The 26,234-nt window shown below is 61.0% G+C and carries 20 protein-coding genes; 15 read left to right on the top strand and 5 right to left on the bottom strand.

What is annotated here, in order from left to right; translation table 11 throughout:
- Positions 1–155 precede the first annotated feature (155 nt).
- The 6 genes from AC1DIJ_RS20715 to xylA all read left to right on the top strand — a co-directional run bounded on the left by AC1DIJ_RS20715 (position 156) and on the right by xylA (position 8,166).
- The gene (locus tag AC1DIJ_RS20715) at positions 156–1,376 is read left to right on the top strand and encodes an HlyD family secretion protein (RefSeq protein ID WP_112385627.1); all 1,221 of its coding nucleotides are present in this window, start codon (positions 156–158) and stop codon (positions 1,374–1,376) included.
- 22 nt (positions 1,377–1,398) lie between these two features.
- Positions 1,399–2,988 carry a DHA2 family efflux MFS transporter permease subunit gene (locus AC1DIJ_RS20710; RefSeq protein ID WP_112385626.1) on the top strand — a complete coding sequence of 530 codons (1,590 nt, stop codon included), beginning with the start codon at positions 1,399–1,401 and terminating at the stop codon, positions 2,986–2,988.
- A 91-nt stretch (positions 2,989–3,079) separates the two neighbouring features.
- Positions 3,080–4,072 carry an alpha/beta fold hydrolase gene (locus tag AC1DIJ_RS20705; RefSeq protein WP_112385625.1) on the top strand — a complete coding sequence of 331 codons (993 nt, stop codon included), beginning with the start codon at positions 3,080–3,082 and terminating at the stop codon, positions 4,070–4,072.
- Positions 4,073–4,172: 100 nt separating this feature from the next.
- Positions 4,173–5,198: a LacI family DNA-binding transcriptional regulator gene (locus AC1DIJ_RS20700; protein WP_112385624.1), complete on the top strand. Its 1,026-nt coding sequence runs from the start codon at positions 4,173–4,175 to the stop codon at positions 5,196–5,198.
- Positions 5,199–5,216: 18 nt separating this feature from the next.
- Entirely contained in the window at positions 5,217–6,671 is a 1,455-nt protein-coding gene (gene xylB, locus AC1DIJ_RS20695; protein ID WP_112385623.1) for a xylulokinase, read from the top strand.
- 184 nt (positions 6,672–6,855) lie between these two features.
- Positions 6,856–8,166, top strand: coding sequence for a xylose isomerase (xylA, locus tag AC1DIJ_RS20690; protein WP_112385622.1), 1,311 nt, complete (start codon positions 6,856–6,858; stop codon positions 8,164–8,166).
- A gap of 75 nt (positions 8,167–8,241) precedes the next feature.
- On the opposite strand, the gene AC1DIJ_RS20685 is transcribed toward xylA, so the two are convergent.
- The 3 genes from AC1DIJ_RS20685 to AC1DIJ_RS20675 all read right to left on the bottom strand — a co-directional run bounded on the left by AC1DIJ_RS20685 (position 8,242) and on the right by AC1DIJ_RS20675 (position 11,989).
- Positions 8,242–8,625 carry a response regulator gene (locus tag AC1DIJ_RS20685; RefSeq protein ID WP_112385621.1) on the bottom strand — a complete coding sequence of 128 codons (384 nt, stop codon included), beginning with the start codon at positions 8,623–8,625 and terminating at the stop codon, positions 8,242–8,244.
- 3 nt (positions 8,626–8,628) lie between these two features.
- Positions 8,629–10,584 carry a GAF domain-containing protein gene (locus AC1DIJ_RS20680; protein WP_148194264.1) on the bottom strand — a complete coding sequence of 652 codons (1,956 nt, stop codon included), beginning with the start codon at positions 10,582–10,584 and terminating at the stop codon, positions 8,629–8,631.
- Between the two features lie 373 nt (positions 10,585–10,957).
- Complete coding sequence (locus tag AC1DIJ_RS20675; protein WP_112385619.1) at positions 10,958–11,989, bottom strand: LacI family DNA-binding transcriptional regulator; 1,032 nt, start codon at positions 11,987–11,989, stop codon at positions 10,958–10,960.
- Between the two features lie 165 nt (positions 11,990–12,154).
- Here AC1DIJ_RS20675 and AC1DIJ_RS20670 point away from each other — a divergent pair, with 165 nt between their 5' ends.
- The 6 genes from AC1DIJ_RS20670 to AC1DIJ_RS20645 all read left to right on the top strand — a co-directional run bounded on the left by AC1DIJ_RS20670 (position 12,155) and on the right by AC1DIJ_RS20645 (position 18,957).
- Positions 12,155–13,678 carry a sugar ABC transporter ATP-binding protein gene (locus tag AC1DIJ_RS20670; protein ID WP_112385618.1) on the top strand — a complete coding sequence of 508 codons (1,524 nt, stop codon included), beginning with the start codon at positions 12,155–12,157 and terminating at the stop codon, positions 13,676–13,678.
- Positions 13,679–13,758: 80 nt separating this feature from the next.
- Complete coding sequence (locus tag AC1DIJ_RS20665) at positions 13,759–14,763, top strand: ABC transporter permease (RefSeq protein WP_112385617.1); 1,005 nt, start codon at positions 13,759–13,761, stop codon at positions 14,761–14,763.
- Between the two features lie 87 nt (positions 14,764–14,850).
- Positions 14,851–15,798 carry a substrate-binding domain-containing protein gene (locus AC1DIJ_RS20660; RefSeq protein ID WP_112385616.1) on the top strand — a complete coding sequence of 316 codons (948 nt, stop codon included), beginning with the start codon at positions 14,851–14,853 and terminating at the stop codon, positions 15,796–15,798.
- A 250-nt stretch (positions 15,799–16,048) separates the two neighbouring features.
- Entirely contained in the window at positions 16,049–17,101 is a 1,053-nt protein-coding gene (locus AC1DIJ_RS20655; RefSeq protein WP_112385615.1) for a sugar phosphate isomerase/epimerase family protein, read from the top strand.
- Between the two features lie 189 nt (positions 17,102–17,290).
- Positions 17,291–18,478: a Gfo/Idh/MocA family protein gene (locus AC1DIJ_RS20650; RefSeq protein WP_112385614.1), complete on the top strand. Its 1,188-nt coding sequence runs from the start codon at positions 17,291–17,293 to the stop codon at positions 18,476–18,478.
- Positions 18,479–18,591: 113 nt separating this feature from the next.
- Complete coding sequence (locus AC1DIJ_RS20645) at positions 18,592–18,957, top strand: hypothetical protein (protein ID WP_112385613.1); 366 nt, start codon at positions 18,592–18,594, stop codon at positions 18,955–18,957.
- A 48-nt stretch (positions 18,958–19,005) separates the two neighbouring features.
- Here AC1DIJ_RS20645 and AC1DIJ_RS20640 read toward each other — a convergent pair whose 3' ends face one another.
- The gene (locus AC1DIJ_RS20640) at positions 19,006–19,410 is read right to left on the bottom strand and encodes a DoxX family protein (protein WP_112385725.1); all 405 of its coding nucleotides are present in this window, start codon (positions 19,408–19,410) and stop codon (positions 19,006–19,008) included.
- Between the two features lie 239 nt (positions 19,411–19,649).
- Here AC1DIJ_RS20640 and AC1DIJ_RS20635 point away from each other — a divergent pair, with 239 nt between their 5' ends.
- From AC1DIJ_RS20635 to AC1DIJ_RS20625, 3 genes are all read left to right on the top strand, one after another.
- Positions 19,650–21,248, top strand: coding sequence for an ABC-F family ATP-binding cassette domain-containing protein (locus tag AC1DIJ_RS20635; RefSeq protein ID WP_112385612.1), 1,599 nt, complete (start codon positions 19,650–19,652; stop codon positions 21,246–21,248).
- Between the two features lie 152 nt (positions 21,249–21,400).
- Entirely contained in the window at positions 21,401–22,774 is a 1,374-nt protein-coding gene (locus AC1DIJ_RS20630) for a GH1 family beta-glucosidase (protein WP_112385611.1), read from the top strand.
- A 320-nt stretch (positions 22,775–23,094) separates the two neighbouring features.
- The gene (locus tag AC1DIJ_RS20625) at positions 23,095–25,302 is read left to right on the top strand and encodes an EAL domain-containing protein (protein ID WP_112385610.1); all 2,208 of its coding nucleotides are present in this window, start codon (positions 23,095–23,097) and stop codon (positions 25,300–25,302) included.
- On the opposite strand, the gene trhO is transcribed toward AC1DIJ_RS20625, so the two are convergent.
- Complete coding sequence (trhO, locus tag AC1DIJ_RS20620) at positions 25,299–26,228, bottom strand: oxygen-dependent tRNA uridine(34) hydroxylase TrhO (protein WP_112385609.1); 930 nt, start codon at positions 26,226–26,228, stop codon at positions 25,299–25,301. The genes AC1DIJ_RS20625 and trhO overlap by 4 nt on opposite strands.
- Positions 26,229–26,234 lie beyond the last annotated feature (6 nt).

Genomic DNA, 26,234 nt, shown 5'->3' with positions numbered 1-26,234 from the left:
CTTCTCCTTAACCATTTTTCGCACTTGCGAAGATTCTTTACTAAAATCGAACCGCTCGGTTCGATATGACTTGATATGGATGTAAAAAGAGCCTATGTCAACTGAACCGAACCGTTCAGTTCGATTAAATCTACTCCATTATCCGGTGTCCGTCTATGTCCACTCAGAAAACCAATGTCGCACGCATTGTTAGCGATTCCGCCGAAGCCGAAGCGGCTAAGCCGGAAACTGCAGCCTCCGCGGACACCCCCACCGCGGAGGCTCGCAGTGCTCCTCAGCAGGCGCCCGCACCTGAAGTGAAGGCTGCCGAACAGGCGCCCGCGAAGAAGAAGCGCAGCCTCGTGCTGCCGATCGTGGCGCTCGCGATCCTCGCAGGCGGTGGCTGGTATGGCTACGAATGGTGGACCAACGGCCGCTTCATGGTCTCGACCGATGATGCCTATATCGAAGGCGATATCGCGACCATCTCGCCGAAGGTCACCGGCTATGTTGCCAAGGTCAATGTCGTTGCTAACCAGCTGGTCAAGGCCGGTGACGTTCTGGCAACCCTCGACAACGGCGACTATCAGAACGCTCTCGATCAGGCCGAAGCGCAGATCGCCACGGAAAAGCTGTCGCTGAGCCGTATCGATGCACAGGTTGACGGTGCCAAGGCGGCTCTCGCCCAGGCCCAGGCACAGAAGGTATCTCTCGATGCCGCCGTTCGCGGCGCCGAGATCACCCAGAAGCGCCAGAGCGACCTGCAGGCGAAGTCGGTCGGCACCGCTGCCGATCTCGATACCGCCAACATCGCGCTCGATCAGGCCAAGGCAAACCTCGTTGGCGGTGACGCCAACATCAAGTCGGCCGAAGCCAACATCACCATCCTGGAAGCGCAGCGCAAGGAAGCCGAAGGTTCTGTCCGGACGCTGGAACTGCAGCGCGACAAGGCCGCCCGCGACCTGTCCTTCACGATTCTGAAGGCGCCTTATGACGGCGTCGTGGGCAATCGCTCGGTTCAGGAAGGTGATCTTGTCTCGCCCGGTCAGCGCCTGATGGCGCTTGTCCCGACCCGCCAGCTCTATATCGACGCGAACTTCAAGGAAACGCAGATCCAGCATCTGGTTCCGGGTTCGAAGGTCAATGTCCATGTCGACGCTTATGACGATCATGCGATCGTCGGCACCGTCGAGTCGATCTCGCCGGCCTCCGGCTCGGTCTTCTCGCTGCTGCCGCCTGAAAATGCGACGGGCAACTTCACCAAGATCATCCAGCGTGTGCCGGTTCGTATCGCGCTCCCGCAGGATGCACTGGATACCGGCCGTCTGCGTGCAGGCCTGAGCGTCGTCGTCGATGTCGACACGCGCACGGCGCCGGACGCACAGCAGGCAAAGTAATCAGCCAGCCGGAGTAAGGCCAATGGCCGCAGCTACCACTGCAGGAACCGTTCCCGGCGTAGGTGCCGAGGAACGGATGGACCCCCGCAAGCTCATCGCATTCTTTGCGATGGTGCTCGGCATGTTTATGTCGATCCTCGACATTCAGATCGTCTCGGCTTCGCTTGCCGAAATCCAGGCCGGCCTTTCCGCCGGCTCGGATGAGATCGGCTGGGTGCAGACCTCCTACCTGATCGCGGAAGTCATCATGATTCCGCTGTCGGGCACGCTCGCCCGCATCGTCTCGACGCGCTATCTCTTCGCCGTTTCGGCAGCAGGTTTCACACTGTCGAGCGTGCTCTGCGCCACCGCGACGAATATCGACCAGATGATCGTCTACCGTGCGATCCAGGGCTTTATCGGCGGTGGCATGATCCCGTCGGTGTTTGCGGCTGCTTTCACCATCTTCCCGCCGTCGAAGCGCAGCGTCGTCTCGCCGATCATCGGCCTGATCGCCACGCTGGCGCCGACCATCGGCCCGACCGTCGGCGGTTATCTCAGCCACGCCTTCTCCTGGCACTGGCTGTTCCTCGTCAACGTCATTCCCGGCATCATCGTCGCCACCGTCACCTGGAACTTCATCGACTTCGACAAGCCTGAGCTTTCGCTGTTCAAGAAGTTCGACTGGTGGGGCCTGATCTCGATGGGCGTGTTTCTGGGCGCGCTGGAATATGTTCTCGAAGAGGGCAATTCGAACGACTGGTTCAACGACAATTATATCGTCATCGGCGCCATCGCCTCGGCGATCGCCTGTATCGTCTTCTTCTACCGCGCGTTCACCGTCGATTTTCCGGTGGTCGATCTCAGGGCCTTCGCCAATCGGAACTTCGCCTTCGGCTCGGTCTTCTCATTCGTCATGGGCATCGGTCTCTATGGCCTGACCTATATCTACCCGGTCTATCTCGGGCGCATCCGCGGCTATGACTCGCTGATGATCGGTGAGACGATGTTCGTCTCGGGTCTCGCGATGTTCTTCACTGCGCCGATCGCCGGCAAGCTTTCGACGAAGATGGACTTGCGCCTGATGATGGTCATTGGCTTCGTCAGCTTTGCGGCCGGTACCTATATCATGACCGGCCTGACCGACGACTGGGACTTCTACGAGCTTCTCGTGCCGCAGCTGTTCCGTGGTTTCGGGTTGATGATGTGCATGGTGCCGATCAACAATATCGCGCTCGGCACGATGCCGCCGGCCCGTATGCGCGGCGCCTCCGGCCTCTTCAACCTGACGCGTAACCTCGGCGGCGCCGTGGGTCTGGCAATCATCAACACCGTGCTCACCAACCGCCAGGACGTCCACTACGAGCGTCTGCGTGAAAACATGGACTGGGGTCATCCGGCCGCGATCGACCAGCTGAACAATCTGACCGCTAACTTCAATTCCTACGGGATGGATGGCGCGTCGGTGGCGATCAAGCAGATGGTCGGGCTGGCGACGAAGCAGGCGGTGATCCTGTCCTTCAGCGATATCTTCCTGATGCTGACGGTGCTGTTCCTTGCGATGGTTCTCGGCGTTGCGATGATTGCCAAGCCCGCACCGCAAGGCGGCGGTGGCGGTGGCGGAGGCCACTGACGTCTGAGTTTCAAAATAACGGCCGGCTTGGGAAACCAAAGCCGGCCGTTTTGCGTATAGGGCTGCATATCTCTCCAGCGGATGCCGCCTTATGTTTCAGTCTTCCGCCAGGGCAATTGCCTGGCTCTGCATCGTCCTGCCCCTGTTCGCATCCGCGCCTGCCAAGGCGGCCGTCAAGGAAGAGAGAATAGATGTCGGCGGCTACAAGCTGAACAGCGTCTTCATTCCGGCATCCGGCAAGCCGTCGCTTCCACCCATCGTCTTCATCCATGGCGCCAGCGCCAATCTCTATGACCCGATGTTTTCCTTCCGCGAAAAGCTGGAGGGCAAGGCGGATCTGCTGTTCGTCGATCGCCCGGGTCATGGCCACTCCGATCGGGGCGGGCCGCAGAATGCCTTCCCGGATGGGCAGGCGGATGCGATTGCGGCGTTGATGAAGAAGCGCGGTATCGGCCGCGCGATCATCGTCAGCCATTCCTTCGGCGGCGCCGTTGCTGCAGCTTTCGCGCTTGATCATCCCGATATGGTTGCCGGTCTGGTGTTCCTGTCGCCTGCCGTCTATCCGTGGCCGGGCGGGATCGCCTGGTATTACGACGCCGCGACGGCGCCGTTGACCGGTCCGTTGTTTAGTGCGCTGGTCGTGCCGCCGGTCGGGCTGGCGATGGTCAACGGTGCAACGAATAGTGTATTTGCGCCGAACAAGCGGCCGCCCGGCTATATTTCCAAGGCGCGAACGCTTCTGGCGCTCCGTCCGGCGGAGTTCTACAACAATGCCACGGATGTCGCGAACCTGCTGGAGTGGACCAAGAAGGCCTCGCTGCGCTACCGGCAGATCAAGGCGCCGACGATTATCATCACCGGCGATACCGATGGTGTCGTCTCGCCAACCATCCACTCCGCCCATCTGGCCAGGGATATCAAGGACGCGCGGCTGATTGTGGTCCATAATCTCGGGCACAAGTCCGATTATGTCGCCCGCGACCTTGCCGTGACTGCCATCGAAACGCTTGGCGGAAAGCGCCGGAATCTAGGGAAGATCGCCTTGGAGATCGAGGCGCGTATTGCCGCTGACGGCAAGAAATAGTCAAGCTTTTCAAAGGCCGGTATCGACGCCTCCACTTCGACGAGATTTTCTGATTTACGTACATCAAAATTGGCGCTAAAGGGTTTCGTCAGGAGGAGTGATGAAGCCTACTGTCCACGATATCGCCGCTCATGCGGGGGTCAGCCTTGCGACTGTCGATCGCGTGCTGAACCAGCGTCCGGGCGTGCGCCACGTGACCCGCGAGAAGGTGGAAAACGCCATCCGCGAGATCGGTTATGTCAGGGATGTCGCTGCCGCCAATCTCGCCAAGGGCCGGACCTATTCCTTCGTCTTCATCCTTCCTGCCTCCAACAATTCCTTCATGCATGGACTGACGGCGGAGATCCGTGATGCCGTTGCCCGTTCGCCGGTGGAGCGCACGCAGATCCGTACGGTCGAAGTTCCGGCGTTCGATCCAGATGCGCTGGTCAAGGCGCTGCAGGCGCTTGGCGCCGAGCGTCCGGCAGGCATCGCGCTGGTGGCGACTGATGCGCCCGAAGTCGTTGCTGCCGTCGATGCGCTGGTGCGCGACGGCATTCCTGTCGTCACCCTCGTTTCCGATCTGACGGGCTCCTTGCGTCACCACTATGCTGGTGTCGACAACATCGCAGCCGGGCGCACGGCGGCCCGTTTGCTTGGCCGCTTCCTTGGCGGCGCGAAGGGTGAGATCGCGGTGCTTGCCGGTTCCATGCTGGTGCGCGACCATCGCGAGCGGCTGGAGGGCTTTGCGGCGCTGATGGCGCAGGAATTCCCGGATCTTTCCATCCTGCCCGTCATCGAAGGGCGCGACGATCCGGAGATGGCGCATATGCTGGTCTCCGACGCGCTTTCGAAGAACGATCGCATCGTCGGCATCTACAGCCTCGGCGCCGGTAACCGTGGCCTGATCAAGGCTTTGAAGGCCAAGGGCGCGGGGCGGCAGGTGACTGTCGTGGCGCATGAGCTGACGCCGAATACGCGCGCCGCCCTTCTCGACGGAACGATTGACGCAATCTTGAACCAGGATGCCGGACATGAGGTGCGCAGCGCCATCCGTGTTCTGAAGGCAAAGGCGGACGGGCTTTCGCTGATCGATGCGCAGGAACGCATCCGCCTCGACATATTCTTGAAAGACAATCTGCCGTAACGGCAAAGGGAGAATGACATGTATCTGGGGCTCGATCTCGGAACCTCCGGCGTCAAGGCGATGCTGATCGACGGTGATCAGAAGATCATCGGTTCGGCCAATGGCGCACTCGATATCTCGCGTCCGCATTCCGGCTGGTCGGAGCAGGAGCCGTCGCACTGGATCCGCGCGACCGAAGAGGCGGTGGCCGGTCTGAAGGCCAAGCATCCGAAGGAGCTTGCCGCCGTCAAGGGCATCGGCCTCTCCGGCCAGATGCATGGCGCGACGCTGCTCGATGCCGACGACAAGGTGCTGCGCCCCTGCATCCTCTGGAACGATACCCGCAGCTATCATGAAGCCGCTGCACTCGATGCCGATCCGCGCTTCCGCAAGCTGACCGGCAACATCGTCTTCCCCGGTTTCACCGCGCCGAAGCTCGTCTGGGTCGCCAAGAACGAGCCGGAGATTTTCGCCAAGGTCGCCAAGGTTCTCTTGCCGAAGGACTATCTGCGCCTCTGGCTGACCGGTGAGCATATTTCCGAGATGTCGGACTCTGCCGGCACGTCCTGGCTCGATACCGGCAAGCGCGCCTGGTCGTCCGAGTTGCTTGCCGCAACCGGCCTCGATGAAAAGCAGATGCCGTCGCTGGTCGAAGGCACGGAACAAGCCGGCAAGCTGCGCGGCGAACTCGCCTCCAAGTGGGGCATTGCAGGTACCGTTGTCGTCGCCGGTGGGGCAGGGGACAATGCGGCCTCGGCCTGCGGCATGGGTACGGTCAGCCATGGTGCTGCCTTCGTGTCGCTCGGCACGTCGGGTGTGCTCTTTGCGGCCAACGGTTCCTATCTGCCGAAGCCGGAAAGTGCCGTTCACGCCTTTTGCCACGCGCTTCCGAACACCTGGCACCAGATGGGCGTCATTCTCTCGGCCACGGATGCGCTGAATTGGCATTCGCATGTGACTGGCAAGTCCGCCGCGGATCTGACCAGCGAGCTTGGCGATACGCTGAAGGGGCCGTCGGGTGTCACCTTCCTTCCCTATCTCTCCGGCGAGCGCACGCCGCATAACGATGCGGTCATCCGCGGTGCCTTCATCGGCCTCGAGCATGAGAGCAGCCGTGCTGTTCTCACCCAGGCCGTACTCGAAGGTGTGTCCTTCGCGATCCGCGACAATCTCGAAGCCCTGCGGTCTGCAGGCACCGATATTGCCCGGGTCACGGCGATCGGCGGGGGCTCGCGTTCGCGTTATTGGCTGGCCTCGATCGCGACGGCACTCGGCGTGCCGGTCGATCTGCCGGCGGATGGCGATTTCGGCGCGGCCTTCGGTGCTGCGCGTCTCGGCCTGATCGCAGCGACAGGGGCAGACCCGGTTGCCGTCTGCACGCCGCCGGAGACGGATGGCACGATCGAGCCTGATACGGCGCTGACGGGCGCCTACGAGGACGCCTACAAGCGCTACCGCGCGCTTTATCCGGCGATCAAGTCGCTGACGCATTGAAGCTCAGAGCCGGCGGCCCCCCCTCATCCGCCTGCCGGCACCTTCTCCCCGCTGGGGAGAAGAGACACGCAATTGCCGCCTCAGTTCCCTTCTTCCCTCGGGGAGAAGGTGGCCCCGAAGGGGTCGGATGAGGGGGGCCGCACGAAACAACAGACAAGACTGAAACAACCCAAGGAGGATCAAAATGAGCACCGGATTTTTCGGCGATATCCAGAAGATCAAGTATGAAGGCCCTGACAGCACCAATCCGCTGGCCTTCCGTTACTACCAGCCGGACGAAATCGTTCTCGGCAAGCGGATGGAAGACCATCTGCGCTTCGCCGTAGCCTATTGGCACACGTTTACCTGGCCGGGCGGCGACCCCTTCGGTGGTCAGACCTTCCTGCGTCCGTGGTTCGAAGACACGATGAAGGCTGCGAAGCTGAAGGCTGACGTTGCCTTCGAATTCTTCCAGCTGCTCGGCGCCCCCTATTACTGCTTCCACGACGCCGATGTGCGCCCGGAAGGCAATAACTTTGCCGAGAATACCAAGAACCTGAACGAGATCGTCGATTACTTCGCCGAAAAGCAGGCCGCGACCGGCACCAAGCTGCTCTGGGGCACGGCGAACCTGTTCTCGAACCGCCGCTACATGTCGGGTGCTGCGACCAACCCGGATCCCGAAGTGTTTGGCTTTGCCGCTGCAACGGTGAAGACCTGCCTTGACGCGACGCAGAAGCTCGGTGGCGAGAACTACGTTCTCTGGGGTGGCCGCGAAGGCTATGAGACGCTTCTCAACACCGACCTGAAGCGCGAGCTCGACCAGATGGGCCGCTTCCTCAACCTTGTGGTCGAGTACAAGCACAAGATCGGCTTCAAGGGCACGATCCTGATCGAGCCGAAGCCGCAGGAGCCGACCAAGCACCAGTACGACTATGACGTCGCGACGGTTTACGGCTTCCTGAAGAAGCATGGCCTCGAGAACGAAGTGAAGCTCAACATCGAGCAGGGTCACGCGATCCTTGCCGGCCACTCCTTCGAGCACGAGCTGGCACTGGCCAACGCGCTCGGCGTCTTCGGTTCGATCGACATGAACCGCAACGACTACCAGTCCGGCTGGGATACTGACCAGTTCCCGAACAACGTTCCGGAAATGGCGCTCGCCTACTACCAGGTTCTGCAGGCAGGCGGCTTCACGACCGGCGGCACGAATTTCGACGCCAAGCTGCGCCGACAGTCGCTCGACCCGGCAGACCTGCTGATCGGCCATATCGGCGGCATGGATTGCTGCGCCCGTGGCCTCAAGGCCGCTGCCAAGATGGTTGAGGAAAAGGCCCTCTCCAAGCCGCTCGCCGACCGCTATGCCGGTTGGGATTCGGCCGAGGGACAGAAGCTTTTCCGCGGCGAATACTCGCTGGAAGAGATCACCGGCTGGGTCGAGAGCAAGGACATCAACCCGCAGCCGCGTTCCGGCAAGCAGGAACTGCTCGAGAACGTCGTCAACCGTTACGTTTGATTGCGTCGATCGTCTAAACAGAAAGCCGGGAAGCAAAGGCTTCCCGGCTTTTTTCATGAGACAACAACAGACCGATCAGTGCGGTGCGCCGAACTCGACGAGTTTCTGCGTCACCCGGCGGGTATCGTAAGGCTTCGGGAAGAATACGCCGCGCACCGGAATGACCACTTCCTCTTCGCGGATATGGCCAGAGGTGATGATGATTTCGATCGGCGGCCAGCGATCGCGGATCGCGGCGGCCAGCATCATTCCGTCGATGCTTCCCGGCATGTCGATATCGGTGAAGACGATACGGATATCACTGCGCGCTTCCAGAATGCGCACCGCTTCCTCCGCATCGGCGGCGCCGATCGCCTCGAAACCGGCGTCTTCCACAAGGTCGATGGCCATCATCCGCTGCAGCGGCTCGTCTTCGACAACGAGAACGTGTAGTCTCGTGTCTGTGTGATCATCTCCCATAACTCAGTCGCTCCTTTGCATTTGCGAGAGCGACGCGGACATTTTGACCGAGTAGCCATCCGGGCTGTAACTGGTTTCCGTCCCGCCGGACCCTATGAGGCCCATTTTTATAAGCTTGGAACCGAAGCCCTTTTTGGTTGGTTCGAAGGCGGTCGGGCCGCCTTCTTCACGCCACGATAGGTGGAATGTAGCCTGTTCACCTCGACCTTCAATGGTCCAGTGCACATAAGCTGCGCCGCCTTCGGCCGAAAGAGAACCGTATTTGACAGCGTTGGTGGCGAGCTCGTGCAGAAGCAGGGAAATCGATAGCGAGCCCTTGGGGCCAACAGCGGTTTTCGGCCCGGCGATCGTGACACGATCGATGACGCCCAGCGATTCGATCGCCTTGACGACGAGGTCGTGGACATTGGCGCTCAGCCAGTTGTCCTGCAGCAGGATATCGTGGGCGCGGCTCAGCGCATGCAGGCGGCGCTCGAAATTCTCGACATGTTCCCGCTCGGCCACCGGTTTGAGGGTCTGGGTGGCAATGGCCTGGATCATCGCGAAGGTGTTCTTCAGTCGGTGATTGATCTCGCGGTTGAGAATATCCTGCTCGGCATCGGCCCTGACGCGGGCAATGGCGAGCTGAATGCGGTCGCCGAAGCTGCGGACGAAGGCGAGCTCCTCGTTCGACCAGTCGTAGGGGTGGTTATGATGAACGAAAACCACCAGGCTGAAATGTCCGTGGTCAAAGATCGGCACATTGACTAGGACCCGGATATCCAGATCCAGGAGCGCTGTGGCGTGATCGCTGGTTCGGGGATCCGACCTGACATCCTCGATGATCACGGTGTCACCAAGTTTCAGATCGTCGATAAAATTTCCGTAATCGCGGAAACTATGGATGCCTGCAAGCGAGGCTATGCCGGGTGCCTGCCATTCCGGTTGCACCGACACTGTCTCATTGCCTGCATCCACCAGACCGAAGCCGGCCCGCGTGGCATCCAGCGCCTTGGCCATCAGGTCTGCTGCGGCGATTGCCATCGATTCGATATCGTCGAGATTTCTCAGCCGGTCGCCAAGATCGAGCAGGGCCTGCGCGCGGGCGCTGGCGCGCTTCTCGGCGGTGACGTCCTGGACGGTTCCGCGAAGAGCAATCGGTTTGCCGTCCGCGTCGGTCGTGAAGGCGGCATGCCGCGATATCCAGCGCACGCTTCGATGCTTGGTGCTGATACGGTATTCCACATCCAGCAGCGCCGTGCCGTCCATCCGAGTCGAGGCACTCGTCTTGACGGACTGGTCGTCGGGAATCACCATGTCTTCGAATGTCGAAGCCGGATAGCTTTCGGCGATCGGCACGTCGAAGATCCTGCAGAATTCAGGTGACACGCGCATCTGGCTTGTGGCGATATCGAGATCGAACGTTCCGATACGGCCGGCTTCCTGCGCCGCCATGTTCTTGTTCACGGACGAGCGCATCGCCGAGCTGATGCTTTTCTGGCGGCGGAAGAGTTCGTCCTTGCGGCTCGAAATGCGCCGTGCCTCCAGCAGCGCCACCACCTGCCGGGAGAGTGCCTGGAGGATCTTCAGCTGATCCGGGGCCAAGCCTTCAGGGCGTGGAACCGTGTCGATGACGCAGAGCGTGCCGATGATCGTACCGTCAGCGGTCACCAGCGGTGCTCCGGCGTAGAAACGAATACCGGGCGGTGCTGTCACCAGCACATTGTCCCTGGTTCGCTCGTCTTTCGTCAGATCGGGGATAATGAGCGGCTGGGGACTCGATAGCGCATGAGCGCAGACGGACTGGTCGATCGGCGTCTCGCAGCTTTCAAGTCCGACTGCCGCCTTGAACCATTGCCGGTCGATCTCGACGAGGCTGATCAGCGCTACGGGCGTATGGCAAACCGAGGAGGCAACGAAGACAATGTCGTCGAATTCCGGTTCCGGAGCCGTGTCGAGAATGTCGAAGGCTTCAAGCACATCAAGTCGCTTCTGATTTTCGGCATGGTGTCGATCGGGTATCGGCGGCACAGAATTCCCAGGTCCTATGTGGCTGTTTCAATTCTTGAATGTAGGCGGGTGGCGGAATTTTCTAGCGGAAACATCCGAGAGTCCAAAAAAGATCTTTGGCCTCGATAGATTGCTACTCAATGGAAGTGAGCCGGAACGAGCGCCCGGCATTAAGGACAACGAATGCCTGACCGGCTTTCGCATTTTGATTGGACGCCAGCCGCTGGGTGCAAACCACAATATCGACTGATGCAGCCAGCGTCCGGGTCAGCAAACGGCTGAACCTCGCAATTGTTCCGGCGGCTTTCGCCGATTTCCGGATTTTGGCAGCAATGCTGCGCGATTATCGCCTCTGCCAGTTCTTCGGTGGCGATGACACGGAGTTGCGCACGACGAGATCCGGGCGCAGCAGGATTTCCGTCTCGGAGGGCTGGCCGTCGCCCAAGAGTTCGAGCAGCAGCGCCATCGCCTGCTTGCCGATCGCCGTTCGCGGCTGGCGGATGGTGGTCAGCGACGGGCTCATGAACACGGCCTGCGGCACGTCGTCGAAACCGGTCACCGAGAAGTCGCGCGGGATATCGTAGCCGCGCGCATTGAGGCCGATCATCACACCGATCGCCGTCTGGTCGTTGACGCACATGAAGGCCGTCGGCAGCGTATCGCGCATGAACAGCTGCTCGACAGCATGACGGCCGCTTTCTATCGTGCCGTCGCCTTCGAGAACGATGCGCGTTTCCTTCGGCACGCCTGCAGCGTCCAACCCTGCTTCATAGCCCTCGCGGCGGCGCGTGTAGGCAAGGCGGGTGCGGGAATCGCCGATGAAGGCGATCTTGCGGTGGCCCTCGGCCAGCAGGAGATCGACAGCCTTGCGCGCACCTTCGGTATCATCGACGCCGACATAGGGAATGCCGCCATTGAAGACAGGTTCGAAGACGCCGACGCTCGGCGGCAGCCGGGCGGTCATCGTCTGGTGGCCGAAGGGCAGGATGCCGGTGAACAGGATGAGACCTGCCGCCTGGTTCGAATTGAAGAACTTCAGATATTCGAGGCCGCGCTGGGCGTCGTTCTGCGTATGGCCGATCAGCACCCCGTAGCCATGGGCGCGCGCCTCGTTTTCAAGGCCGACGAGAATGTTGGAGAAATTCGGGTCGCCGATATCGGGCGCCACCACCAGAATCATGTTCGACCGGCCGAGGCGCAGGCTGCGCGCCATGGCATTCGTCGTATAGCCGGTGATGGCGATTGCCTGGTTGACCTTCAGGCGCGTCGAGTTCGCAACCTTCTCAGGCATATGGATCGCGCGCGATACGGTCGCGATGGAAACCTCGGCAATCCGGGCGACGTCTTCGATCGTTGCGGGCGTGGAATTCGACACTGGGGGCTCGCCATAGGCTGTCTTCGCCGCGACACTACACAGACTTGCCGACAGGTCAAAGGCAGCCAGTCACAGATCTGTGTAAATCAATGATGTAAACCTTTACATCCCATATGTAAAGGTTTACATCATTCTCAAGCGGTGGGGAGCCGCAGGGAGGAAATGATGGTTGTGGAGCCTGCAGAGGCCGCGCCTTTGGTGCTGTCCGCGAAGCGAATTTGCAAATCCTTCAATGGGGTACAGGTTCTCTTCAGCGTCAACTTCGATCTGCGCGCCGGCGAAGTCCATGCGCTGATGGGCGAGAATGGCGCGGGCAAGTCCACCCTCGTCAAAGTTCTTTCCGGTTTCGAGCAGCCGACTTCAGGCGAGATCCTTCTCGACGGTCAGCCGATCGTGCTGCCGCCCAATGGCGGCGCCGAGGCGCTCGGCATTGTCATCATTCACCAGGAATTCAATCTCGCCGACCATTTGACGGTCACCGAAAGCCTGTTTCTCGGCCGTGAAGTGACGCATTTCGGTGTGCTTGACCGGCGCTACATGCGCAAGGAAACGCGCCGTGTGCTCGATATGCTCGGTTCGCATGTCGATGAAGACGCGCTGATCAGCACGCTGTCGATCGCCGACAAGCAGATGGTCGAGATCGCCAAGGCGATCAGCCGCGATGCGCGCGTGGTGTTCATGGACGAGCCGACGGCGGTTCTGTCGCGCGAAGAAACCAACATTCTCTTCGAGCAAGTCCGCAAGCTGCGCGACAAGGGGACGAGCTTCGTGTTCGTCTCGCACAAGCTCGACGAAGTCATGGAGTTGACCGACCGGGTCACGGTTCTGCGTGACGGGCAGTGGGTCAAGACGGCGCCGACCTCTATTCTCGATGGGGAATCCATTGCGCAGCTGATGGTCGGCCGTGAGCTTTCCAGTCTCTACCCGACCAAGGTCGAGCCCAATGTCGATGAAGAAGTGGTGCTGAGCGTCAGCGGCGTTTCGACCGGTTACGTGCAGGATGCCAGTTTCGAGGTTCGCAAGGGCGAAGTCATCGGTTTCTCGGGCCTGATCGGCTCCGGGCGGACCGAGTTAATGGAAGCGATCGCCGGACTGCGTTCGCGCGTTTCCGGCGATGTCGTGATCAAGGGGCAAGAGGTTGCGTCTGGCGACGTGCATGCCGCCAATCGCGCCGGCCTTGCTTATATGACCAAGGACCGCAAGTCGAAGGGTCTGCTGCTGCGCTCCAACATGGTGACGAACCTGACGCTGCAGTCGCTTGGACAGCATGTGGCCCACGGTTATCTCAGCCCCAACAGCGAGGCTGCGGCGCTGGCCAAGGCAAAGCGCCGTTTCGATATCCGTGTACGCGACGCCAATATCGTTGCCGGCCGCATGTCGGGCGGCAACCAGCAGAAGCTGCTGCTCGCCAAGGTGATGGAGACCGAGCCCGACATCATCATCATCGACGAGCCGACGCGCGGTATCGATGTCGGCACCAAGCAGCAGATTTATCATTTCATTTCGGCGCTGGCCCGCGATGGCCGGTCGATCATTGTCGTCTCGTCGGAAATGCCGGAGGTTATCGGCCTCTGCACCCGGGTCTGTGTGATGCGCGAGGGGCGCATTGTCGGCGTGCTGGAGGGCGACGAAATCTCCGAACAGGAAATCATGCGATATGCCGCGGGCCTGAAGAGGAAGGCCGCCTGACAATCCGGCAGGCGCCGCTTCGGCACGCGTTTCAACGATAAGATACCCACAGGGTTTGGGTCGGGAGGTTGGTTTTGACAATGAGCATCAACGAGGAGACCAGAGAGATCCGGCGCCGCTCCTGGCGGGACGTCGATCTGCGCGCCGTGGCACCGTTCGCCGCGCTTTTCCTGCTTTTGATCGTCGGCGCCCTGGTCAATCCGAATTTCATCGGCATCACCAATCTTGCCAATGTCGCGACGCGCTGTGCGTTCATCGCGATCATCGCAGTCGGTGCCACCTTCGTCATTTCCGCCGGTGACCTCGATCTGTCCGTCGGCTCGATGGTGGCCTTCGTCGCGAGTCTGATGATCCTTTTGCTCAATTCCGGCGTCATCGCCGATCCGACGATGATGCTTGTCGTCGCCGTCGTGTTCGCTGTCGTTGCGGGGGCGCTCTGCGGCTTGGCAAACGGTCTGATCACCACGATGGGCAAGATCGAGCCGTTCATTGCAACGCTCGGCACGATGGGCATCTATCGCGGCCTGACGACGTGGCTGTCGCAGGGCGGCGCCATCACGCTGCGCTCGCCTGAAATCCAGACGCTCTACCGTCCGGCCTATTTCGGCAGTTTCCTCGGCGTGCCGGTTCCGATCGTCGTCATTCTGGCGGTCACCGCCGTTGCCGCCTTCATTCTCTACCGCACGCGCTACGGCCGCCATGTGGTTGCCGTCGGTTCGAACAGCGATGTCGCCCGCTACTCGGGTATCGCGGTCAACAAGGTGCGCACCATTGCCTTCGTCATCCAGGGGCTTTGCGTGGCGATCGCCGTTCTTCTTTACGTGCCACGTCTCGGTTCGACCTCGGCCACCACCGGCATTCTCTGGGAGCTGCAGGCAATCACGGCTGTCGTCGTCGGCGGTACGGCGCTGAAGGGTGGAGCAGGGCGCGTCTGGGGCACGATCTGCGGCGCCTTCATTCTCGAGCTCGTCGGCAACATCATGCTGCTGTCGAACTTCATCAGCGAATATCTCATCGGTGCGATCCAGGGTGCGATCATCATTATCGCCATGCTGGTGCAGCGCTCGCTGGTCCGGAAGGGATAACGGACCGCAACAGCCATTGGCCGGGCTCACAGGGCGTCCGGTTTACGGGTAGGAAAGTCCCTGAAGTTATGTTGGGAGGAGAATAGCATGCGCAAACTCATGTTGGGTCTTGCGGTTGCGGCCGTCGCAGTGGCGGGTTCCGCATACGCACAGGACAAGAAGTTCACCATCGGCGTGTCCATTCCGGCCGCAGACCACGGCTGGACCTCTGGTGTGGTGTTCCATGCCGAACGCGTCGCCAAGAAGCTGATGGAAGAGCATCCTGGCCTGAACGTCATCGTCAAGACCTCGCCGGACGCTGCCAGCCAGGCAAACGCCGTGCAGGACCTTGATACGCAGGGCATCGACGCCCTCGTCATCCTGCCGTCGGATCCGGATCCGCTGGTCAACGCCATCAAGGAAGTCAAGGGCAAGGGCAAGTATGTCGCTCTCGTCGACCGTGCTCCTTCGACCAACGACGATTCCGTCCGCGACCTCTATGTTGCCGGTAACAACCCGGCGCTCGGCGAGGTCGCCGGCAAGTACATTGCCGCTCAGACGCCGGACGCACAGGTCGTCGTTATCCGCGGTCTGCCGATCCCGATCGATCAGCAGCGCCAGGATGGCTTCGACAAGGGCATTGCAGGCTCTAACGTCAAGGTTCTCGACCGCCAGTACGGCAACTGGAACCGCGACGATGCCTTCAAGGTCATGCAGGACTACCTGACCAAGTACCAGAAGATCGACGTTGTATGGTGCCAGGACGACGACATGGCTGTCGGCGTTCTCCAGGCCATCGAGCAGGCCAAGCGCACCGACATCAAGTATGTCGTCGCCGGTGCAGGCTCCAAGGACATGATCAAGAAGGTCATGGACGGCGACAAGATGATCCCGGTCGACGTTCTCTATCCGCCGGCAATGGTCGGTACGGCCATGGAACTGACGGCTGCTGGTCTCTACGATCAGGTTCCGGTTCGCGGCACCTTCGTTCTTGATGCGACGCTCGTCACCAAGGACAACGCCAAGGACTTCTACTTCCCGGATTCTCCGTTCTGATCATTCGCCTTCAGATGCGCCCATTCGCAAGGATGGGCGCATTTTTCATGTTCCGATTTCGCATGCGGACGAATTTGCGGCACGTACCTCTTGCAGCTGCCGGTGAGGCGTGTTTAGTTCGCTCACCATTTGACTTCCGGCTATCCAGCCACATTTGCCGCAAGTGCGTGGAGGCGCCTTGCTCCCGCCAAAATGCGTGTGACAGATTATCATAAACGTTTACGGTCGCTAATCAGGGAGGATTTCTGACATGAAGACGATCAAGGGGCCGGGCCTGTTCCTCGGCCAGTTCGCAGGCGATACAGCGCCTTTCAACTCATGGGATGCGATCACCAAATGGGCGGCCGATACCGGTTATAAGGGCGTCCAGGTTCCGACCTGGGCAAGCCAGCTCATCGACCTCAAGAAGGCCGCATCCTCGAAGGATTACTGCGACGAGTTTGCCGGTGTGGCGCGCCAGAACGGCGTCGAGATCACCGAGCTTTCGACGCATCTGCAGGGCCAGCTGGTTGCCGTTCACCCGGCCTATGACGAAGCCTTCGATGGCTTTGCGGCGCCTGAAGTGCGCGGCAATCCGAAGGCACGCCAGGCATGGGCTGTCGAGCAGGTAAAGATGGCGCTGACGGCGTCCAAGCATCTTGGCATCAAGGCGCATGCGACCTTCTCGGGCGCGCTGGCCTGGCCGTTCATCTATCCGTGGCCGCAGCGCCCGGCCGGTCTGGTCGAAACCGCTTTCGACGAACTCGCCAAGCGCTGGACGCCGATCCTCGATCATGCCGATTCCTGCGGCGTCGATGTCTGCTACGAAATCCATCCGGGCGAAGACCTGCATGATGGCGTCACCTTCGAGATGTTCCTGGAGCGCGTGAAGAACCATCCGCGCGCCAACATGCTCTATGACCCGTCGCACTACGTCCTGCAGTGCCTGGACTACCTTGAGAACATCGACATCTACAAAGACCGGATCAAGATGTTCCACGTCAAGGATGCCGAGTTCAATCCGACCGGGCGCCAGGGCGTCTATGGCGGCTATCAGGGCTGGGTCGAGCGCGCGGGCCGCTTCCGTTCGCTGGGTGATGGCCAGGTCGATTTCGGCGCCGTCTTCTCGAAGATGACCGCCAACAATTTCGACGGCTGGGCCGTGGTCGAATGGGAATGCGCGCTGAAGCATCCGGAAGACGGTGCCCGCGAAGGCGCCGAATTCGTCAAGGCACATATCATCCGCGTCACCGAAAAGGCATTCGACGACTTTGCCGCGGGCGGCACAGATCAGGCCGCCAACCGGCGGATGCTGGGGATTTAAGCTTTGAAACTCCCTTCTCCCCAGCGGGGAGAAGATGCCCGTCAGGGCAGATGAGGGGGGTGAGGAGCGTCAGCGACGAATGCCTTGAGCGGGAAGCGAAAGGCGTTTCGCGGGTAGCCCCCTCATCCGACCCTCCGGGCCACCTTCTCCCCGCTGGGGAGAAGGGGAAATACTTTCGAGGAGGACACAATGGCAATCGAAGCATCAAACGAACAGACGCGCGAACCGCGCATTCGCCTCGGCATGGTCGGCGGCGGGGCTGGCGCATTCATCGGCGCCGTGCACCGCATGGCGGCCCGTCTGGACGACCAATACGAACTGATCGCCGGGGCGCTGTCCTCGACGCCGGAAAAGGCGCAGGCCTCCGGCCGCGATCTCGGTCTCGATCCGTCGCGCACCTATTCCAGCTATCGCGAGATGGCGATCCGCGAAGCGAAGCTGAAGAACGGCATCGAGGCGGTGTCGATCGTGACGCCGAACCATGTGCATTACGATGCGGCCAAGGAGTTTCTTCGCCGTGGCATCCACGTCATCTGCGACAAGCCGCTGACGTCGAACCTCGCCGACGCCAAGAAGCTGAAGAAGATCGCCGACGAGAGCGGTGCGCTCTTCATCCTGACGCATAATTACACCGGCTATCCGATGGTCCGCCAGGCGCGCGAGATGATCGCCAATGGCGAACTCGGCGATATCCGCCTGGTGCAGGCAGAGTATCCGCAGGACTGGCTGACGGAAGCTGTCGAGCAGCAGGGCGCCAAGCAGGCGGTCTGGCGCACCGATCCGGCCCAATCCGGCGCCGGCGGTTCGACCGGTGATATCGGCACGCATGCCTATAACCTCGGCTGCTTCGTCTCCGGCCTGGAGCTCGACAGCCTCGCTGCCGATCTCGACAGCTTTGTCGAAGGACGCCGTCTTGACGACAACGCCCATGTGATGCTGCGCTACAAGGCGAAGGGCAAGGAAAAGCCGGCCAAGGGCATGCTTTGGTGCAGCCAGGTAGCGCCGGGCCATGAGAACGGCTTGAAGGTTCGCGTCTATGGCACCAAGGGTGGTATCGAGTGGGTCCAGGCCGATCCGAACTATCTCTGGTTCACGCCGTTCGGCGAGCCGAAGCGGCTGATCACCCGCAATGGGGCCGGTTCGGGCGCTGCGGCTGCCCGCGTCTCGCGCGTCCCGTCCGGTCATCCGGAAGGCTATCTCGAAGCCTTTGCGACGATCTATACGGAAGCGGCCCATGCCATCAACGCTGCCAAGAAGGGCAAGCCCGTCGACAAGGCTGTGGTCTACCCGACCGTCGATGACGGCGTGAAGGGTGTGGCCTTCGTCGAAGCCTGCGTCGCGTCCTCCAAGAAGAACGGCGGCTGGGTCAAGGTCTGATCCGCGGCCGGTTCGTTTCGAATGAGCGCATTCCCTTAAATCTTAGGGAATGCGCTCATTCGCGTTTAAGGGGATTGTGAAAGAAGAAGGCCGCAACCATATGGGGAGGCCCGATGACATTCTCTTTCCGCATCATGACGTGCATTCTGGCGCTGGCAGCCGTTCCGGCATCGGCGCAACAGCTCATTCCTGGCGGGCAGCGCATGCCCGGAACCGTCAACGTTCAATCGACGATGTCGATGTCGGTTCCGGCCGATGCAACGCAAAATCCCTCCGAACAGATCGAACTGGCGCAGAAGACCTTCTATGCGATGGCCGGACGGCAGTGCTCGCTGGTTCTGGAGACGGTGGGCGAGAGCTGCCAGATCACCAATCTCAGCAACAATGCCGATCTTAATCGCGGCAATGGCAGTTTCATCACGGTGCGCGGTACCGTTACGATGGCCGTCAAGCTCAAGGGTCAGGCTGACAAGCCTTGAGATCGCATTCGGCTGAAGCGGATAACCGCTTCAGCCTTGCCGTTTGCTTCAGGCGGCTGTGGCCTGCTTGCGCTTCAGCAGCGCATCGACGCTGAAGGGGCCGGCGCCCGCGGCGACGAAATAGAGCATGACGAAGCAGAACAGGATAGCGGCGACGCCGCCGTTCTGCGCCGGATAGAAGCTCTTCGGCGCATGAGCGATGAAATAGGCGAAGGCCATCAGGCCCGAGAGAACGAAGGCGGCGGCCCGCGTCTTGAAGCCGATCAGCACCAGGAAACCGAGAACCAGTTCCAGCATGCCGGCAATCCATGACATGGAGCCAACCGGCGGCACGCTTGCCGCGGCAGGGAAATGCAGAATCTTCTGCGTCCCGTAGCTGAAGAGTACGAGCGACGAGACGATGCGCAGCAGGCTGAGAAGATGCGGCTGCAGCAGGTGGATGGAAGCGAGCATCGGGTTCCTTTCGTTGTTATCTCCCATTCCGCTCTCACCCGGCGCATCGCCGATCTCAAGTCACGACTTCTGACATCAGCGTTATCACGCTGCGACCGCGCCATCCGCATGCGCCTTGATTTGATCGCCTTGCCTGCCTAGATTGCCGTCATCCCGCAATACCAACAGGATGTGTGCCACCATGGATTTCACCCAGATCGCAATGCCGTCTCGCCTTGCCATCCGGGAGTTCTCTATCCATGCCTGCCTCCATCACTCTTTCCAATCTTTCGTGGTCGACGCCTGACGGGCGGCCGCTTCTTTCTGGTCTCGATCTGAGCTTCGGTGCCGAGCGCACAGGACTTGTCGGGCGCAATGGCGCCGGCAAGACGACGCTGCTGAAGTTGGTGACCGGCGAGCTGCAGCCGCTGTCCGGCAACATTGCCTTCGACGGGCGCCTCGGCGTTCTCCGCCAGTCGGTTCAGGTCGAAGCCGGGGCGACAATCGCCGATCTCTTCGACGTGCGTGATGCGCTCGCCATCCTGGTGAGGGCCGAGCGTGGCGAGGCGAGTGGCGAGGAGCTTGCCCACGCCGACTGGACGCTCGAGTCCCGCATGGCTTCGGCCCTCGAACGCGTCGGCCTCGATGCTCTGCCGGAAACGGTGCTGGCGTCGCTTTCCGGCGGTCAACGCACCCGAGCGGGTTTGGCGGCGCTGATTTTTGCCGAACCCGATTTTCTCATCCTTGATGAGCCGACCAACAATCTCGACCGCGAGGGCCGGGAAGCGGTGATCGCGTTGCTGCGCGATTGGCGCGGCGGCGCGCTTGTTGTTAGCCATGACCGCGAGTTGCTGGAGACGATGGATGCGATCGTCGAGCTGACGACGCTTGGCGCAAGGCGCTATGGCGGCGGCTGGAGCGCTTTTCAGGAGCGCAAGGCGCTTGAGCTTGCCGCCGCCGAACACGATCTCGCCGACGCCGAGAAGCGGATCGACGGAGTCAATCGGAGCGCCCAGCTGGTGGCCGAGCGGCAGGCGCGAAGCGACCGCGGCGGGCGGATCAAGGCGGCGCGTGGCGACATGCCCCGCATTGTCGCCGGCGGGCTGAAACGCAAGGCCGAGAATACCCGGGGTGAGAGAGTGCGGCTCGGCGAGAAACGGCGGGAGCACGCACTTGGCGCGGCTTCGGCGGCGCGCGGCAAGATCGAAGTCCTGCAGCCTTTCGCCGTCAGGCTGGAACCGACCGGCTTGCCGCTGTCGCGTGTGGTGCTGAGGCTCGAAGGCGTCACGGCCGGATATGCGCCGGGGCGGCCTGCCATCCGCAATCTGTCGCTGTCGCTGACAGGGCCGGAGCGTGTGGCGATCTCAGGCCCGAACGGCTCCGGCAAGACGACGCTTCTGGCGCTGATCACCGGTGTGCTTGACCCGTGGGGCGGCACGGTTTCGGTTCCTGCCGGGTATGCGTTCTTCGATCAGGGCGTCAGCCTGCTCGATCCCGGGCTCAGTGTCCGGGAGAATTTCCGTGCCCTTAATCCCGGCGCGGATGAGATTGCCTGCCGGGCGGCGCTGGCAAGGTTCATGTTCCGCGCGGACGCTGCCCTGCAGCAGGTCTCGACGCTGAGCGGTGGGCAGCTGCTGCGAGCCGGGCTTGCCTGCGTGCTCGGCGGACCGAAGCCGCCGCCGCTGCTCATCCTGGACGAGCCGACCAACCATCTGGACGTCGACTCGATCACGGCCGTAGAAGCCGGGCTCGCGGCCTATGACGGCGCGCTTCTGGTCGTCAGCCATGACGAAGTGTTTCTGGACAATATCGGGATCACGAGACGGGTTCTGATGCCGTCGGGTGCCACCGTGCTCTGATGGCGGGATGAAGCTGACCGGGAAGCCGGAATCTATCTGCAACGTTACAGTTTTGACATTCGAGGCCTGTACAAGACATTCCGGCTTGGCTAAACCGCCGCCAACGATGGCCGCGCCGGCCGACCTGAACAGCACTAAAGACGGAAAACATCATGATCGATCCGAAGCTTCTCGCAGCCCGCTTCCCGGGCGACTTCACCTTCGGCGTGGCGACAGCCGCCTTCCAGATCGAAGGCGCCTCCAAGGCCGATGGCCGCAAGCCCTCCATCTGGGATGCGTTCTGCAACATGCCCGGCCGCGTCTATAACCGGGACAACGGCGATGTCGCCTGCGATCACTATAACCGCCTCGACGAAGACCTCGACCTGATCAAGGAGATGGGCGTTTCGGCCTACCGCTTCTCGATCGCCTGGCCGCGCATCATCCCTGACGGTACCGGCCCGGTGAACGAGGCTGGTCTCGATTTTTACGACCGCCTCGTCGACGGCTGCAAGGCGCGCGGCATCAAGACCTTCGCGACGCTTTACCATTGGGATCTGCCGCTGCTGCTCGCCGGCGACGGCGGCTGGACGGCGCGCTCGACCGCCTATGCATTCCAGCGCTATGCGAAGACCGTCATGGCCCGCCTCGGCGACCGCCTCGATACGGTCGCAACCTTCAACGAGCCGTGGTGCATCGTTTGGCTCAGCCACCTCTACGGCATCCATGCTCCGGGCGAACGCAACATGCAGGCAGCGCTGCATGCGATGCATTACATGAACCTCGCCCATGGTCTCGGTGTCGAAGCGATCCGCTCCGAGGCGCCGAATGTTCCTGTCGGTCTGGTGCTCAACGCCTCGTCGATCATTCCGGGTTCCGACAGCCCGGCCGATCTGGCTGCTGCCGAGCGCGCCCATCAGTTTCATAACGGCGCCTTCTTCGATCCGGTTTTCAAGGGCGAGTATCCGAAGGAGTTCGTCGAGGCGCTCGGCGATCGCATGCCTGTCATCGAAGACGGTGACTTGAAGATCATCAACCAGAAGCTCGATTGGTGGGGCCTCAACTACTACAAGCCGGACCGCGTCCACGACGATGCCTCGAAGAAGGGTGATTTCCCCTGGACTGTCGAGGCGGCGCCGGCGAGCGACGTGAAGACCGATATCGGCTGGGAAGTCTATGCGCCCGGTCTCAAGCATCTGGTCGAGGATCTCTACCGCCGCTACGAACTGCCGGAATGCTACATCACCGAGAACGGTGCCTGCGACAATACCGATGTCGTCAATGGCCAGGTCGATGACACGATGCGCCTCGACTATGTCAGCGATCACCTCGATGTCGTCGCCAACCTGATCAAGGACGGTTATCCGATGCGCGGCTACTTCGCCTGGAGCCTGATGGACAATTTCGAATGGGCGGAAGGCTACAAGATGCGTTTCGGCCTCGTCCATGTCGATTATCAAACGCAGGTTCGTACGGTGAAGAAGAGCGGAAAGTGGTATGGCGAACTCGCCGGCCAGTTCCCCAAGGGCAACCATAAGACAGCCTGACCGAAGCCTTGGCTCTACTCTGGCGTTTAGCAAGAAATGCGGAAAATCGCCTCTTGGTTTTACGAGTGGTTTTGGCCACCGGAATGGGGTCCAGAAATCGGTTTCTGATCCGGTTTTTCCGCGTCACGGCGCTGAATAAGCAGCATGGTGCGGCCGCAAAATATGCAGCAAAGTCAGCCGCTTCCGGTGCTCCGGGGGCGGTTTTTGCATAGATAGCGAAATTTATCTTTAAAATACCCGCTGATTAATCGTTTTGCCGTGATTTTTAACAGTTTCTTGAACTCTTGACTGGCACAGTCCCTGCCATCGGGGAGCAATAAATGCCTAAGTTATTCGGGCAAAAAAATCAGGCCTTGGGGATAGGCCGGCACACGACCGTCACGGGCGTGTTGCTGACCTTCGCCGTCATCGTCGCGATCGTCACTGTGATGATCCTGACCGCAATTTCACGCGTCGCAGACAATGCCAACGTGCTCGACGACGAGCGCTCGCGGGAGACCACCGCTGGAGCGCTGAAGACCTTCGAAGAGCAGCTTGGCGCGACTCTCAACGATTATGCCGCATGGGACGATGCCGCAGCCAATGTCTATGCTGATGGCGGCATGGCATGGACGATCAGCAATTACGGCGAGATGTCCGTCAACAGTTCGCTGTTCGACATGGCCATTGTCATCGATGACAACAAGAAACCGCTGATGGCCTTTCGGGATGGCAAGGCGATGGAGGGCCGTCTCGACGACTTCTTCGCACCATCGCTCTGGACCCTGCTCGACAAGGTTCGAGCGGCAGATCTTACTGATCCGGAGGCTGTCGGTTTTGTCGGTACGAAGTCGGGCATCGCCGCTGCAGGCATCGCGCTGGTACGCGAGAAATCCGGCGCGTTGGACAAGCCAGCTGGCAGCCGCCGCTACCTGATTTTCGCGCGGCATCTCGATGATGCCAAGGTGACCGGTCTTGGCGACACCTATGTGATCCATGGCATGAAGCTCGTGCCCGCGGACTACGCCGCAAAATATTCCGTCAGGATCGATGATGCTGCGGGTGTCACACTCGGTAAGCTCGTCTGGACGTCGCGGTCGCCGGGAGACATCGGCTATGATCAGGTGCGGCCGACCGTGGTGAAAGCCTTGGGCCTAGTGGGCTTGTTCTTCGCCGTGCTTCTGGTGATCGGCTGGATGGCCGGACGGCGTCTCAAGGCGGAAGAAATCACCGCCCGCGAGGAGGCGCTTCGCGACCGGCTGAGTGGTCTCTGGAACCGCGAGGGGCTGGGGATCGCCATTGACGCCATGGTCGAGGAAGCCCAGCAGAACAAGAAGAACATCCTCATTCTCTACCTCGATCTCGATGGCTTCAAGGAAGTCAACGACAGCTACGGCCACGGCACTGGCGATCAGCTGATCCGTGCCGTCGCGGCCGGGTTGAAGGTTCTGATCCCACCGCATGCTGTTCTCGCGCGTATCGGTGGCGATGAGTTTGCCATTGCCTTCCATTCTGAAGGCGGCAATGCCGAAGCTCTGCAGCTCTCGGAACAGATTCTCGACTTCCTCGCCGAGCCGCTGGAAATCGGCCGCCGTGTCGTCGTCATCGGCGCTAGCATCGGCATCGCGATGTCGCCCGAAGGCGTTGCTGACCGCGAAGAGCTGGTGCGCCGCGCCGACCTCGCGATGTACAAGGCCAAGGAAGCCGGCCGTGCCCGGATGATGCTTTATGATCCGGAGATGGATGCAGACCGCGAAGAGCGCAACGCGCTGGAGATCGATCTGCGCGCTGCGATCGAGAGCGGCGATCTGACGCTTGCCTATCAGCCGCTGATCGATGCGGAGACCTATGAGATGAATGGCGTGGAAGCGCTGGTGCGCTGGAACCGTCCAGGCTTCGGTCCTATTTCGCCCGATGTCTTCATTCCGGTTGCCGAGACCAGCGGCCTGATCGAAGCGCTCGGCCTGTTCGTCTTGCGCAAGGCATGCGAGACCGCCAAGCAGTGGCCGGATCTGCGGATCTCGGTCAACGTCTCACCCGGCCAGTTCCGCAATCCGGCATTTACCGATTATGTGCGCTACGTTCTGAAGCAGACGGAGATCGAAGCGCGCCGGGTGACGCTCGAGATCACCGAAGGCTACATGATCCAGAATCCGCAGCGGACGCGCCAGTCGATCGAACGGCTGAAGACGCTCGGCGTGAAGATTGCGCTGGATGATTTCGGCTCGGGCTTCTCGTCGATCGGTTATCTGCGCCAGTTCGGTTTCGATCGCATCAAGATCGACCGTTCGCTTGTCGATGGCGTTACCGAGAGCGAGAGCCAGCGCGAGATGCTGCAGGCAACTGTCGCCCTTGCACGATCGCTCAATATTCCGGTGACGGCCGAGGGCATCGAGACGGAAGCCCAGGCGGTCGCCGTCCGTCTCTTCGGTTGCGACAGCCTGCAAGGCTATCACTTCAGCCGGCCGGTGACGGCCGACAAGATCACCGAAATGCTGGAGGAGCGGCGCGAGCAGCGCCGCCCGCCGCGCCGGACGAGTGCAGCCTAGGTTCCGATGTGCTTCTGGCCGCGTTTCCTGGCAAGCGCGATCTGGTGCTGGCGCTGCCGATAGCGCAGGCGATCTTCTTCACTACGCGTCCCGTAGCAATGGCTGCAGGAAACGCCTTCCTCATAGTGTGGTGAGGTGATCTCTTCCGCGGTGATCGGGTTGCGGCAGGCGTGGCAGAGCTTGTGCTCGCCTTCCTTCAGGCCGTGCTCGACCGAAACCCGCTCGTCGAAGACAAAGCAGGCGCCCTCCCACAAGCTTTCTTCCTGCGGCACTTCCTCAAGGTATTTCAGGATACCGCCCTTGAGGTGATAGACCTCTTCGAATCCCTGTTCCTTCATGAAGGCTGTCGCCTTTTCGCAGCGGATGCCGCCGGTGCAGTACATGGCGATCTTCGGCTTGTTGTGCAGGCCGGGATTGTTGCGCACCCAATCGGGAAATTCGCGGAAGGTCTTGGTTTGCGGATCGACGGCGCCGCGGAAGACGCCGATCGCCGTCTCGTAGTCGTTGCGGGTGTCGATCACGATGGTGTCGGGATCGGAAATCAATTCGTTCCAGTCCTTTGCCGCGACATAGGTACCAACCACCTTGTTCGGGTCGATGTTTTCGACGCCCATGGTGACGATCTCTTTTTTCAGCTTCACCTTCATGCGCAGGAACGGCATCTTCGATGCGCGGCTTTCCTTGTGCTCCAGTGTCGCGAATTCCGGCTGGTCTCGCAGATAGGCCAACACCGTCCTGACGCCTTCATCCGGTCCGCCGATCGTGCCGTTGATGCCCTCATGGGCAAGCAGCAGCGTGCCCTTCACGCCGTTTGCCTCACAGAGCGCCTGCAGCGGCTCACGCAGGCTTTCGAAGCGCGGCACGGAAACGAAATGATAGAGCGCCGCCACGAGGAACGAGCTTGAGCTATTGATGCTGTCGGTCATGGGCGG

The organism is Rhizobium sp. 10N427 (assembly GCF_056394605.1).
This window is presented reverse-complemented; position numbering and strand designations above follow the sequence as displayed.